Raw genomic sequence first — 13,303 nt, 5'->3', positions numbered from 1 at the left:
CTGCTCACAACCGGCGGATCGATTCGCGCTGGATGACGGGCATGGGGATGAGATGCCTGGCGGGAGTGGTTTCGCCTGCCAGCGCGAGCTCCATGGCCTGTCTCCCCATCTGTTCGTACGGGATCCTCGCCGTCGAAAGCGTCGGCCTCAGGATGGAAGCGAAGACGTCGTCGTCGAAGGACACGATCGAGATGTCGTCGGGTATTCGAATACCCTGCTCCTGGAACGCCTGGTAGACACCGAAGGCGAGATTGTCGTTCAGGCAGATGAGTCCCGTCACCTCCGCGCCACTCCTGATCAACTCGGTGGCCAGTCGATAGCCGAGGTGCGGTTCCCACACTCTCGAGTGCAGGTCGGCGACGAGCCGGATTCCGCTGGCGGCCAGCACACTGTCGATGCCGGCGAAACGGTCGAGGATCGTCACCGACTCCTCCGGTGGGAGCAGCTCGGGCGCGACGCGGCCGATGAGAGCGATCCGGGTATGCCCTGCCTCCACGAGCAGCCGGGCCATCGCCGCGCCCGCTGCGCGCTCATCCGGGAGGACCACCGGATGAGCGGTCGTCGTGGTGGCGTTGAGCATCACGACGCGGACATCCTTGGGCAGTGGTGGCAGGCTCATCTGCCGCGCGGCCATCGATCCGAAGATGAGACCCGCTGCGCGGCTGTCCAACATGGCGCCGAGTACGCCCTCGAGCCGTTCCGGATGATGCCCGGTCTCGGCGATCAGAACGGTATGCTGCTGGCTCTCTGCGATATCCAGCAAGCCCCGGATCATCGCGGAGGCGTAACGAGTGAGCGTCACATCGTCGGAGACGAAGCCGATCAGCGGCGCCTTCCCGAACCGGAGGGTCCGAGCTGCGGGATTGGGCCGGTAGTTGAGCTCCTCAGCGATGCGGCGGACTCGATCGGCCGCTTCGGCGGAGAGCCACGTACCGGGACGGTCGTTGAGGACAAGGCTCACTGCGGCCTTCGACACCCCCGCTCTGGCTGCCACATCGGCGATCGTCACCCGCTCGACCATTACCCTCCCTCTGTGGTCCCGATCGCATCGGGCGGACCGAAGTCACGATCCACTTGCGCTCGCTTCCATACTAGTGCTACTTTCTCCCAAGCTAAACGGGTTTAGGGAGCGTCTAAACGCGTTTACCACGGACCCGCATCCCGTCGAGTCCGGCAATCACATATCCAATGGAGGATCACATCGTGAGGATTACCAAACGCCGGGCACTGGTCGCCACGGCCGTCGTCGCGGCCACCGCGGCCCTCTCACTCACCGGCTGCGCTCAAGGCGGCGGTAGCAATTCTTCGAGCGGCGGACAGCTGGTGCTCTGGACCCACAACGCCGGAAACAAGGGCGAACTGGGTGCGATCGAGACGATCGTCTCGGACTTCAACAAGTCCCAGTCGAAGTACAAGGTCAAGGTCCAGGCGTTCCCGCAGGACTCCTACAACCAGTCGGTGACGGCGGCCGCGGCCTCGAAGAAGCTCCCGTGCATCCTGGACATCGACGGGCCGAACGTGCCGAACTGGGCGTGGGCGGGTTATCTCGCGCCGCTGACCGGGCTGGACGCGACACTGTCGACGTTCCTTCCCTCAACCGTCGGGAAGTACAACGGGCAGACGTACTCGTATGGCTTCTACGACGCGGCGCTCGCCATGATCTCGCGCAAGTCCACCCTGACCGCCGCCGGGATCCGCATCCCCACGGTCGACCAGCCGTGGACGAAGGCAGAGTTCCAGGACGCGCTGGACAAGCTGAAGGCGACCGGAAAGTTCCAGTACCCGGCCGACCTTTCAACCGGTCAGACAGGTGAATGGTGGCCGTACGCCTACTCGCCGTTCCTGCAGAGCTTCGGTGGGGACCTCATCAACCGAGACGGTTACAAGACCGCCGACGGCGTGCTGAACGGTTCCGCGGCCATCGATTGGGCCAAGTGGATGCGCGGCCTGGTCAGCAGCGGCGACATCGCGGCGAAGTCGGCAGCCGACCCGACAGCGGACTTCATCAACGGCAAGACCGGCATCCTCTACGACGGCAACTGGGTGGCTGACGGGATCCGGGCCTCGCTGAAGGACGACGCCGTCTTCCTGCCCTCGGTCGACCTCGGCCACGGTGCGAAGGTCGGCGGTGCTTCCTGGCAGTGGGGCATGTCCAAGACCTGCAACGACCAGGCCGGCGCCGAGGCGTACCTGAAGTTCGCCTCCGCGGACAAGTACGTCGCCTTGGTGTCCAAGGCCACCGGCAACATTCCGGCGACGGATGCCGCCGCCGCACAGATCCCGGCCTACCAGCCGGGTGGGGACGACGAGATCTTCCGTGAGATCTCCAAGAAGTCGGCGGTAGTCCGCCCCGTCACCCCGGGTTACCCGTTCATCGCAACCGCCTTCGGCACGGCGGCGCAGGATATCGTCAACGGCGCAGACCCGAAGGCGACTCTGGACCAGGCCGTCAAGGACATCGACGCCAACCAGAAGTCGAACAACTACTTCAAGTAGCCCCGATGGGAGGCCGGTCGTCCGCTGCGCGGGCGGCCGGCCTCCCGGCGGACGGACAAGGACGTCACCATGACAACCATCACAAGGGCCGAATCGAGCCTTCAGGCCGAGCGCAACGCCGACCACCCGCCTCGCGCCAAGGCACGGCACACCCGGGGCCACGGCAGGGAAGGGATCGTGGGGTGGGTCATGCTCGCTCCTGCAGCAGTGCTGATCATCACCTTCCTGCTGATTCCCATCGGGCTGACCTTCGGTCTGGCATTCACGAACGCCCGGCTGGTGTCACCCGAGCCCGCTCACTTCGTCGGCGTGGACAACTTCACTGCCCTCTTCAGCGACGACACCTTCTGGGCGTCCTTGCGCAACACGATCATCTTCACCGCGGTGATCGTGCCTCTGCAGTCCGGCCTCGCCCTCGTCCTCGCCCTACTGGTCAACACCAGAACGCGCGGGACGACCTTCTTCCGCACCGTGTACTTCCTTCCGGTGGTCACCTCGATCGTCGTGGTGTCCATGCTGTGGCTGTTCCTCTACCAGAAGAACGGTCTGATCAATGTGCTGCTCTCCCGGGTGGGCATCCAAGGCCCGGACTGGCTCGGCGACCCGCACTGGGCGCTCCTGGCCATCATCCTGATGTCGGCGTGGCAGGCGATGGGCTTCCACATGATCATCTGGCTGGCTGGACTGCAGACAATCCCCGCTGAGCTCTACGAAGCCGCCTCATTGGACGGCGCGACGCCGTGGCAGCAGTTCGTCAACGTCACCTGGCCCGGCCTGCGCGCAACGCGCACCTTCATCCTCATCACCATCACGATCGCCGCATTCGGACTGTTCTCGCAGGTGAACATCATGACTCAGGGCGGCCCGATCAAGTCCACCTCGACGCTGGTGTTCCAGGCCGTGCGCAGTGGCTTCCAGCAGCAGCAGACCGGATACGCGTCAGCGATCTCGCTGGTGTTCTTCGTCCTGGTGCTGATCGTGACACTCATCCAGCGTTTCCTCACCCGCGACAAGGAGGCACGACGATGACCGCCACCATCCGCGATATCGCCGACATCGAGACCGCCCACACGGCACAGAGGACTCGTCGCCGTGCCGGCTGGCGCGCCGGCCTGACCCTCGCACTCAAGATCCTGCTGGCCCTCGTGTTCGGGCTGCCGCTGGTGTTCATGATCGTCTCCAGCTTCAAACCGGACACCCAGATCTTCGGAGACCTCGGCGGCATCCAGGCCTTCCTCCCGGTCGGCAAGCTCAGCTTCGACAACTACCTCGGGGTGTTCGACCGGGTGCCGTTCGCCCAGTTCCTGCTGAACTCGATCATCATCTCCGTGAGCACCGTGGTGCTCGGCATCATCGTGAACTCCCTGGCTGCGTTCACGCTCTCGCGGATGCGGATCCCGGGCGGCAGGATCGCGCTCGGCGTCATCCTCGCCACGTTGATCGTGCCCTTCGAGGTGATGGCGTTGCCGCTGCTGTGGGAGGTGAATCAGCTCCCGTACTTCGACGGGTCCCAGCTCGTGCAGGGCTGGCTGGACACCTACACCGTGCAGATCGTGCCCTTCATCGCCAACGCGTTCTCCATCTTCCTCTTCTACCAGTACTTCGACTCCATCCCGAAGGAGCTCGACGAGGCCGCCCGCGTCGACGGCGCCGGCTGGTTCCGCATCTACCGGTCGATCATCATGCCGCTGGCCGGTCCGGCGATCGCGACCGTGGCCATCCTCACCTTCCTGCCCGCCTGGAACCAGTACCTCTGGCCGCTCATGGTCACCCAGAGCGAAGCGGTGCGCCCGGCGATGGTCGGAATCGACTACTTCAAGCAGCTGAATACCTCATGGGGCCAGATCATGGCCTACGCAAGCATCATCACGATCCCGGTCCTGGCGCTGTTCATCGCCTTCCAGCGGTCGTTCGTGAACTCCATCGCCTCACAAGGGCTGAAAGGCTGACGCATGTTCGCACTCCCCGAAAGCTGGGTCTGGGACTTCTGGATCGCCGACGACGGAGAGCAGTACCACCTGTTCTTCCTGTACGCCTCGAAGGCGCTCAAAGACCCGGACACGCGGCACTACCGGGCGTCCGTGGGCCACGCCGTCTCCGACGACTTGGTGACCTGGACACGCGTCGTGGACGCTCTCGTGCGAAGCGACGCCCCGGCGTTCGACGAGCTCGCCACCTGGACGGGCAGCGTGGTCCGAGACGAGAACGGATTGTGGCGGATGTTCTACACCGGCACCGTCCTCACCGACGCGGGCAACGTGCAGAGCATCGGCATGGCGACCTCGCCCGATCTCTACGAGTGGACCAAGAGCGACCGCAACCCGATCCTCACCGCGGACACCCGCTGGTACGAGCGGCTGTCCGATGGTCACTGGCACGACGAGGCCTTCCGGGACCCGTGGGTGTACCGGGACGAGCGCATCGACGCCTGGCGGATGCTCATCACGGCGCGCTCGAACCACGGCCGGCCGGACGATCGCGGCGTGATAGCAACCGCGGTGTCGCGTGACCTGGACCACTGGGAACTCCAGCCACCGCTCAGCCAGCCCGGCAGCGGCTTCGGCCAGCTGGAGGTGCTCAACACCGCCCACATCGACGGCGAACACGTTCTCTTCTTCTCGTGCCTGGCCGCCGACCTCGCCGAAGAGCGCCGCAGCACCGGCACGACAGGAGGCGTGTGGGCGGTCCTGGCCGACGCGGCTGGTGTCTGGGATCCGAGCACAGCCCAACAGGTGACCGGCAGCGACCTCTACGTCGGCCGGGTCGTCGAGCAACGCGACAGCGGGCGACCCCTGTTCCTCGCCTTCCACAACACCAACATGGACGGGGAGTTCGTCAGCGGGGTCAGCGATCCTCGACCGATCGCCATCCACGACGGATGCATCCGTCTCGGGGAACCGATCGCGGAGGGCGTCCAGCCACACGCCCTGCTGTCGTGACGGGCTGCCCTCCGACAGCTCGGATACGTCGACCGGCTCCGTCGCGAGAGCGCCGTCTTCCTCGAATCTGAGGATACTGGGGGAATGCGCAACGGAGATCCGACCCCGCTGGAGGGCCGACGGCCGACTCTGGCGGACGTGGCCGAACGCGCCGGGATCTCGAAAGGCGCCGCGAGCAAGATCCTGAACGATCGCCCGGGATCGCGGCTCTCCGCCGACGCGGCGGCACGGGTACGCGCCGCGGCCGCTGAGCTCGGATACGTCGCCAACCCGATGGCGCAGAGCCTGCGCCTCAAGCGCACTCGCACCATCGGCTTCATCTCCGACCGGGTCACCATCGAACGGTATGCCTCGGGAATGATCGGCGGCGCCATCCGCGCCGCCGAGGCGAACGACCACACGCTTCTCATCGCCGAGACCGAGGGCGACCCGTCACGGCTCGAGCGCGCCATCGACAGCATGCTGGACCGGCACGTCGACAGCATCGTCTTCGGCCTGACCTACGCTCGGATGATCGACATCCGGATGCCGTCGTCGCTTCCGGTGGTCGTGGTGAACGGTGCGACCCCGGACGGCCTCCCCTCGGTGCTGCCCGACGAGTACGAGGCGGGCCGCATGGTGGCGGACGTGCTCGTGCGCGCGGGTCACCGCCGGATCGGCGTCATCGGCGAGGTACCCCACGTCGCCGGCGATCCCCGTCGGAGCGTCACGATCGCGCGCCGGTTCCAGGGTCTCTACGAGGTGTTCGACGCCGCAGGCATCGAACCGGTCCGAACGGTCGTCCCGGAGTGGCGCCCGTACGTCGGCTACGACGTCACGACCCGGCTGCTGCGCGAGCATCCCGGGCTCACGGCCATCCTCGCCGCGAACGACAACGTCGCGTTCGGCGCCTACCAGGCGCTCTGGCAGGCGGGCCTGCGCATCCCTGACGATATCTCCGTGATCTCGTTCGACGACGAGGAACTGGCCGGGTACCTCCGCCCCGGGCTCACCACGGTTCGTCTTCCCTACGACGAGATGGCCGCCATCGGGGTGGAGCAGGTGCTCGGGCTGCGCGAGCCGGGGGTCGAGCTGGTCACGATGCCGATCAGGCTGCGCGACTCCGTCGCCCAGCTCGACCCGGCCGCGCGACGCGAGACGAGGTGAACCCGTCCCGCCGGAGCACCGGCTGAGCGGCTGATACGGTTGCCGCGTGCCGGATAACGGATGGGGGCGGCCGCCCGGGAATCGCCCACGTCGAATCGATGTGGCGCAGCTGGCCGGGGTCTCGCCCGCCACCGTCTCGTTCGTGCTCAATCAGACGGCGGGGCAGACCATCAGCGCCGAGACCCGGGAACGGGTCATGCAGGCCGTCGCCGAATTGGGCTACCGGCCGAACCGCGCCGCCCAGGGCTTCCACCGCGGAACGAGCGCGACGATCGGCTTCGTCAACCACGACGTCGACTTCGGCGAGTTCGCGGCGGCGGCGATCAAGGGAGCACATGAAGCATCCCTCCGTCACGGCAATCTGCTGCTCCTGGTGAATACCGGAGGTTCGAACCGGCAGGCGGAGCACTTGATCGCCGATCTTCTCGACAGGCGCACCGACGCGTTCATCTTCGCCGCGGTCGGCACGCGTGCGGTGACTGTGCCCGAGGCGGCCCTGCAGGCACCGACCGTCCTCCTGAACTGCTACACAGCCGACGACCGCGCCCCGGCGATCCTTCCCGATGAGGAGCGCGGCGGCCGGGAGGCGACCCGCGCCATGCTGGGACTCGGGCACCGGCGATTCGCGTACCTCACCGGCAAGCCGGCCCAATGGTCCACCAAGGCCCGGCTCCGGGGATTCCGCGGCGCGCTTCGCGAGGCGGCCCTCGACCCGGACGATCAAGTGGTGCTCTCCGGCAACTACCACGCCGATTCCGGATACGACCTGACCCGGGAGCTACTGCGCCGAGGCCCGCTGCCGACGGCCATCCTGTGCGGAAACGACCGGATGGCCGTCGGTACGCTGCTCGCGCTCTTCGAGGCCGGGATCCGGGTTCCGGAGGACGTTTCGGTGATGGGATACGACGACCAGTTCCAGCTCGCGGCCGAGGTCAGACCCGCCCTCAGCACCGTACGCCTGCCCTACGACCTGATGGGTCAGCTCGCCGCTGAGCGCTTGGTCGAGCCCGCCATGGCCGGCAGCGCCCGCACCCTGGTCCACTGCCCGGTCCTCCTCCGCGGCTCCACTGCTCCCCCGACCCGGGGCTGAAGAGCGCTTGACGGGAGGGATCGACGGACTCTATAGTTCAGTCACTAACTCGGGTTAGTTCGAGTTTGGCAAATCCGCTCCTCGGATCGGAATCGTCGCAGTGCTGCGGCGATCACTTCTCCGGCCACCGCCGGCAGCTCAGCGACCTCCGCAGCACACCCCAACACCCCCACCCCCCGGAGGACTCGCATGAGGAAACACGGACGCTTGCTGGTCGGGATCACGCTGAGCGCGGCCCTTGCCGTAGCGGCACCCCTCGCCCAATCGGTTCCGGCGCACGCCGCCGCTCTCGGCGCAGCCAAACCCACATCGACCGGAAGCCCCGTGCAGGTCTGGCTGACCGACGTCGGAGGCAACCAGTGGCTCGCCAAACAGGCACCGGTCGCCTTCCAGACCCGGCAGACCGGGAACCCGCTGACCATCGGGGTCGACGACAGCATCAAGTACCAGAAGATCACCGGGTACGGGGCGGCGCTGACCGATTCGGCGGCGTACCTGATCAACGGGCTGCCGGCCGGCACCAGAGACACCCTGATGCAGAACCTGTTCAGTCCCTCTGGCGGCGCCGGGTTGAGCATGGTCCGCTCCCCGATGGGCGCGACCGACTTCACCGCCACCGGCAACTACTCCTACGATGACCTGCCGGCCGGTGAGACCGACCCCACCCTGTCGAAGTTCTCGATCCAGCACGACCAGGCCTACATCATCCCGGAACTCAAGCAGGCCCGCGCACTGAACCCGGACCTCAAGGTCACCTCGACGCCCTGGAGCCCGCCGGGCTGGATGAAGACCTCCGGGTCCATGATCGGCGGCACCCTCCTTCCCGAGGACTACCCCGTGCTGGCCGACTACTTCGTGAAGTACGTCCAGGCATACGCGAAGGCGGGTGTGCCCGTCACCTACGTAACGCCGCAGAACGAGCCTCTCAATGCGCCGAGCTGGCCCGGATCCGCGATGACTCCCGCCCAGGAGACGACGCTGATCAACCTGATGGGCGCGGCATTCGAGAAGAACCATCTCGCGACCCAGATCATCGGCTGGGACCACAACTGGGACGTCCCGTCCTACCCCGAGTCCATCTACAACGACCCGACCGCGAGCACGTACGCGATCGGGGCCGGGTTCCACATCTACAGCGGAGCTCCGATCTACCAGACCCAGGCCCACAACGACTACCCCGGCAAGCAGGTCTACCTGACCGAGGCCACCGGCGGGATCAACCAGCCGAACGCCCAGGCGTTCTTCCACGACGCCCTGGACACCTGGATCATCGACTCCACCCGCAACTACGGCAACGGAACCATGCTGTGGAACCTCGCCCTCACTCCCGACATGGGTCCGCTGAACGCGGACACGAACGGCATCGGCGAGAACCGCGGAGTGGTGACCATCGACCCGAAGACCCAGTCGGTCACCTACAACCCCGACTACTACGCGCTCGCGCAGGTCAGCAAGTTCGTGAAGCCCGGCGCCCACCGGATCTCGTCGAACACTTTCGGGGCCGGAAGCATCAACGACGTCGCGTTCCAGAACCCCGACGGCTCGAAGGTCGTCGTGGCCTACAACGACTCGACCCAGACCAAGACCTTCAGCGTGGCCGACGGCACCGAGTCCTTCGACTACACGCTGAACGCCGGCGCGGCAGCGACCTTCACCTACACCGGCCCGAAGCAGCACGGCACGACTCCCGCAGCCAGTGTGAAGGACCCGCAGCACACGTTCGAGTTCAAGGCGCCGTCCGGCGTCACGGGCCGACAGACCGTCACGTACGACCCCGAGTTGCTGCCGTTGCAGAACTCCGCGGTCGCGGGCAGCACTCTCACCACGTACTCGCTGCCGGTGGGAGCGAGCATCCACTCCCCCGGAAAGCCGCTCGACCGCAGCGGCTGGAAGGTGAGCGCATCCTCGAGTGAGGCCGGTGACCCGGCGGCGGCCGCGACCGACGGCGATCTCAGCACCCGCTGGCGGACGGCGAACAAAATGGCCAGCGGCGACTGGTACCAGGTCGATCTGGGATCTCGAACCAGCGTGAGCCAGATCGTGCTCGACAACACGGCGGACAATGCATTCGACTCGGTATTCCAATACCAGGTCTACGTCTCCGACGACGGCAAGAACTGGGGCACCGCGGTCGCGGACGGCAACGGCGCCCTCGGCAAGACCACCATCACCTTCCAGCCGCAGACCGCCCGCTACCTCCGCGTCGTGAGCACCGCGCCGTCGTTCTTCTTCCATTGGTCCATCGGTGACATCACCGTGGTCGGAGGTCAGAAGCAGACGGGTGCGCTCCAGAGCCCGGCCTCGGTCGGCAAGGGACTCCAACTGCAGAACTGGACCAGCCCGGACGGCGCGAAAGTCACTGTCGTGTACAACGGCAGCGAGAAGCCGCAGACGTTCTCCGCCTCCACCGACGACTCGTACACGTACACGCTGCCGGCTGGAACCTCCGCGATGTTCACCACGCGGGATCTCTCCAGCGCCCCTTCTCCGACATTCAGCGGTCTCAGCCCGAGCACCGGGATTCCAGGAGCCCAGTACACCATCACCGGAACCCACTTCGGTGCGACCCAGGGACTCGGAACCGTGTACTTCGGCGGCAACCAGGCCGACATCACCGCGTGGACCGACACCAGCATCACCGCGTACGTGCCTGCCGGTCTGCCGTCGGGGAAGTACACGGTGTCGGTGAACGCAGCCAGCGGCCAGACCGCCGGAAGCGCCACCTACACCGTCAACGGGCTGGGGACCCCGCTCTCACGCAGCGGATGGAGCGCGAAGGCGTCGGACCAGAGCCCATACCCCACGGACGTGCTGCCGAATCTCCTGGACGGCGATCCCAGTACCCGGTACAGCTCCGGCACGGGGCAGACCCCCGGGCAGTGGCTGCAAGTGGACATGGGCCAGGCGCAGACGTTCGACACGATCGCGCTGGACTCCACCGCCAGCACCGGCGACTACGCCCGTGGCGCGGACGTCTTCGTCTCCTCCGACGGTGAGACCTGGACGAAGGTCGCGGCGATCACGGCGGACGGGCAGCAGATCCAGGCGGTCACGTTTGCGCCGCAGACGGCCCGCTACATCAAGGTGGTGACCACCGGCACCTCCGGGAACTGGTGGTCCATCGGCGAGTTCAACGTGTACACCGGCGGCACCGCGACTCCGGTCTACGGAACACCGCTGTCGCGTGCCGGTTGGGCCGCTACAGCGACGAGCTACAGCCCGTGGCCTGCCGACGCCCTCCCGCATGTCCTGGATGGCGACCTCACCACCCGCTACAGCTCCGGCGCGTCCCTCACCAACGGGATGGCCATCCAGCTGGACATGGCGCAGGTGCGCACCTTCAACCGCGTGGTCATCGACTCCGGGACCAGCACGAGCGACTACGCACCCAGCGCAGACGTCTACGTGTCGCAGGACGCCACCACCTGGACGAAGGTGACCTCCATCACGAACGGGCAACCCGTCGAGGTGGCGACCTTCGAATCCCAGACGGCGCGATACCTCAAGATCGTCAGCACGGGGAGTGCGGGCAACTGGTGGTCTATCGCCGAGATCAACGTCTACACCGACGGATCGGCCCCCGTCGACTACGGGGCCGCCCTTCCCAAGACGGGCTGGGTCGCCTCGGCGTCGAACACCAGCCCGTGGCCGAACGACGCGCTCGACCACATCCTCGACAACGACCTCACCACCCGGTACAGCTCCGGCGCATCCCTCACGAACGGGATGTGGGTGCAGGTCGACACGGGACAGCAGCAGACCTTCGACACGGTGGTCGTCGACTCCGGCAGCAGCACCAGCGACTATGCCCCCAGCGCGGACGTGCAGGTGTCCACCGACGGCACCGGCTGGACGACGGTGGCATCCATCACCTCCGGGAAGGCGGTCGAGGTCGCGACCTTCGCGGCGGTGACGGCCCGCTACATCCGGGTCGTGGACACCGGAGAATCCGGGAGCTGGTGGTCGATCGCCGAACTGAACGTGTACACGCATGACGGCACCGCTCCGATCGGCAGCACGCCGCTGTCCCGGACGGGCTGGACGCCGACCGCGTCGAACACCAGCCCATGGCCCAACGATGCCCTCACCCACATCCTGGATGGGGACATCAGCACCCGGTACAGCTCCGGCGCATCCCTGACCGACGGGATGTGGGTGCAGGTGGATATGGGCCAGGAGCAGACCTTCGACAAGGTGGTCGTCGACTCCGGCAGCAGCACCAGCGACTACGCGCCCAGTGCCGACGTCCAGGTGTCGACCGACGGCACGAACTGGACCACGGTGGGGACCATCGCCACCGGTCAGCCGGTCGAATCCGTCTCCTTCCCCTCGCACACCGCTCGCTACCTCAGGATCGTGAACACGGGGAGCTCGGGCAGCTGGTGGTCGATCGCGGAACTGAACGTCTACGTCTAAGCGTCACCCGACAGCGGCCCCGGTCGACTCGGTCGACCGGGGCCGCCCTATGCGCACGCGCACTCCCTCGAAGCGGTGATCAGCCGGGGGAAGTGTGCATCGACAGAGAGGAATGGATGATCCCGATGTGTTCGTCAGAACCGATCCAGGCACGAGCCGGAGCCGCAGGCCCTGGATCGAAAGTGCTCGTCGCCGGCGAAGCGCTCACCGATGTCATTCGTGCAGGCCAGAACGAGACCGAGCACCCGGGAGGGTCGCCGGCCAATGTCGCCCTCGGCCTTGCTCGACTGGATACCGCGACCCGGTTCCTCACCGCGCTGGGCCGCGATCAGCGAGGCGCGCGGATCGCGTCATGGCTCGGGGCGGCCGGGGTGGAGATCCTCCCCGAGTCCTGGAGCCTCACCCAGACCTCCATCGCCCAGGCCACCATCGGCCGCGATGGAGCAGCGGAATACGCCTTCGATATCGATTGGCGTCTCCCCTCTCCGGTCCGCGTTCCAGCGGTGCACCACCTGCACATCGGTTCGATCTCAGCCTTCCTGGACCCCGGAGCCGACCAGATCGAACACCTGGTGCAGGACATGCCCGCGCAGGCCACGGTGAGCTTCGACCCGAACGTGCGCCCGGACCTCATCGGGGACCCGGAGGCTGCCCGCACGCGATTCCACCGCCTCGCCGCCCGAGCCGACATCGTCAAGCTCAGCGATGAAGACGCGGCCTATCTCTACCCCGGCACCGCCCCCGACGCGGTAGCCGTCGCCCTGGCCGAGCAGGGAGGGATCGGTGCGCTGACCATGGGCGCCGCAGGATCGCTTCTAGCCGCCGGAAACCACCTCGTGCACATCGAACCGATTCCCACCATCGTGGCGGACACCATCGGAGCCGGCGACAGCTACATGGCAGCCATGCTCCACCAGCTCCTCACCGCCGGACACCACCCCCACGCCATCACCCCCAGCCAGCTACGCGAGGTCGGCGAATTCGCGGCGCGCGCCGCCGCCATAACGGTCTCACGATCGGGAGCACAGCCACCGACCGCCTCGGAACTGACCGCGCCCACCCGCGGGCTCTACCGCGTATCAGACCCTGGCTGCAGGACCGGCCAGGGTGATTAGAGGGTGAACTCTTCGCATTCCGTTGGCGCTGGGGTGCCGTTATCCACTTAGCTGTGATCTGACCGTGTGCCTGTCTGGCGTCCGGCGGTCGTCCTGCGGGA

General features: G+C 66.7%; 9 protein-coding genes. 8 read left to right on the top strand and 1 reads right to left on the bottom strand.

The genetic code is table 11. The features are described from left to right. Nucleotides 1–4: 4 nt before the first annotated feature. The gene (locus BM287_RS01615) at nucleotides 5–1,021 is read right to left on the bottom strand and encodes a LacI family DNA-binding transcriptional regulator (RefSeq protein WP_090034951.1); all 1,017 of its coding nucleotides are present in this window, start codon (nucleotides 1,019–1,021) and stop codon (nucleotides 5–7) included. Between the two features lie 182 nt (nucleotides 1,022–1,203). Between BM287_RS01615 and BM287_RS01610 the strand changes: the two genes are divergently transcribed. The 8 genes from BM287_RS01610 (at nucleotide 1,204) to BM287_RS01575 (ending at nucleotide 13,202) form a co-directional block, all read left to right on the top strand. Then, entirely contained in the window at nucleotides 1,204–2,496 is a 1,293-nt protein-coding gene (locus tag BM287_RS01610; protein ID WP_244527814.1) for an ABC transporter substrate-binding protein, read from the top strand. Between the two features lie 69 nt (nucleotides 2,497–2,565). After that, nucleotides 2,566–3,525 carry a carbohydrate ABC transporter permease gene (locus BM287_RS01605; RefSeq protein WP_090034956.1) on the top strand — a complete coding sequence of 320 codons (960 nt, stop codon included), beginning with the start codon at nucleotides 2,566–2,568 and terminating at the stop codon, nucleotides 3,523–3,525. Then, entirely contained in the window at nucleotides 3,522–4,445 is a 924-nt protein-coding gene (locus BM287_RS01600) for a carbohydrate ABC transporter permease (protein ID WP_090034959.1), read from the top strand. Before BM287_RS01605 ends, BM287_RS01600 begins: the two co-directional genes overlap by 4 nt. Nucleotides 4,446–4,448: 3 nt before the next feature. Next, the gene (locus BM287_RS01595) at nucleotides 4,449–5,435 is read left to right on the top strand and encodes a glycoside hydrolase family protein (RefSeq protein ID WP_090034961.1); all 987 of its coding nucleotides are present in this window, start codon (nucleotides 4,449–4,451) and stop codon (nucleotides 5,433–5,435) included. Nucleotides 5,436–5,519: 84 nt separating this feature from the next. Beyond that, nucleotides 5,520–6,581, top strand: coding sequence for a LacI family DNA-binding transcriptional regulator (locus BM287_RS01590; protein ID WP_090034964.1), 1,062 nt, complete (start codon nucleotides 5,520–5,522; stop codon nucleotides 6,579–6,581). Nucleotides 6,582–6,681: 100 nt separating this feature from the next. Next, entirely contained in the window at nucleotides 6,682–7,671 is a 990-nt protein-coding gene (locus BM287_RS01585) for a LacI family DNA-binding transcriptional regulator (protein ID WP_170857382.1), read from the top strand. A gap of 189 nt (nucleotides 7,672–7,860) precedes the next feature. After that, complete coding sequence (locus BM287_RS01580) at nucleotides 7,861–12,087, top strand: discoidin domain-containing protein (RefSeq protein WP_090034968.1); 4,227 nt, start codon at nucleotides 7,861–7,863, stop codon at nucleotides 12,085–12,087. 182 nt (nucleotides 12,088–12,269) lie between these two features. Then, nucleotides 12,270–13,202, top strand: coding sequence for a carbohydrate kinase family protein (locus BM287_RS01575; RefSeq protein WP_244527813.1), 933 nt, complete (start codon nucleotides 12,270–12,272; stop codon nucleotides 13,200–13,202). The last annotated feature ends 101 nt before the right edge of the window (nucleotides 13,203–13,303 follow it).

Source organism: Leifsonia sp. CL147, from assembly GCF_900114565.1.
Taxonomy (GTDB): domain Bacteria; phylum Actinomycetota; class Actinomycetes; order Actinomycetales; family Microbacteriaceae; genus Leifsonia.
This window is presented reverse-complemented; position numbering and strand designations above follow the sequence as displayed.

Coding starts and splice junctions, on each gene's coding strand:
- BM287_RS01595 (WP_090034961.1), top strand. CDS start 4,449: ATGTTCGCACTCCCCGAAAGCTGGGTCTGGGACTTCTGGATCGCCGAC.
- BM287_RS01605 (WP_090034956.1), top strand. CDS start 2,566: ATGACAACCATCACAAGGGCCGAATCGAGCCTTCAGGCCGAGCGCAAC.
- BM287_RS01615 (WP_090034951.1), bottom strand. CDS start 1,021: ATGGTCGAGCGGGTGACGATCGCCGATGTGGCAGCCAGAGCGGGGGTG.
- BM287_RS01590 (WP_090034964.1), top strand. CDS start 5,520: ATGCGCAACGGAGATCCGACCCCGCTGGAGGGCCGACGGCCGACTCTG.
- BM287_RS01600 (WP_090034959.1), top strand. CDS start 3,522: ATGACCGCCACCATCCGCGATATCGCCGACATCGAGACCGCCCACACG.
- BM287_RS01580 (WP_090034968.1), top strand. CDS start 7,861: ATGAGGAAACACGGACGCTTGCTGGTCGGGATCACGCTGAGCGCGGCC.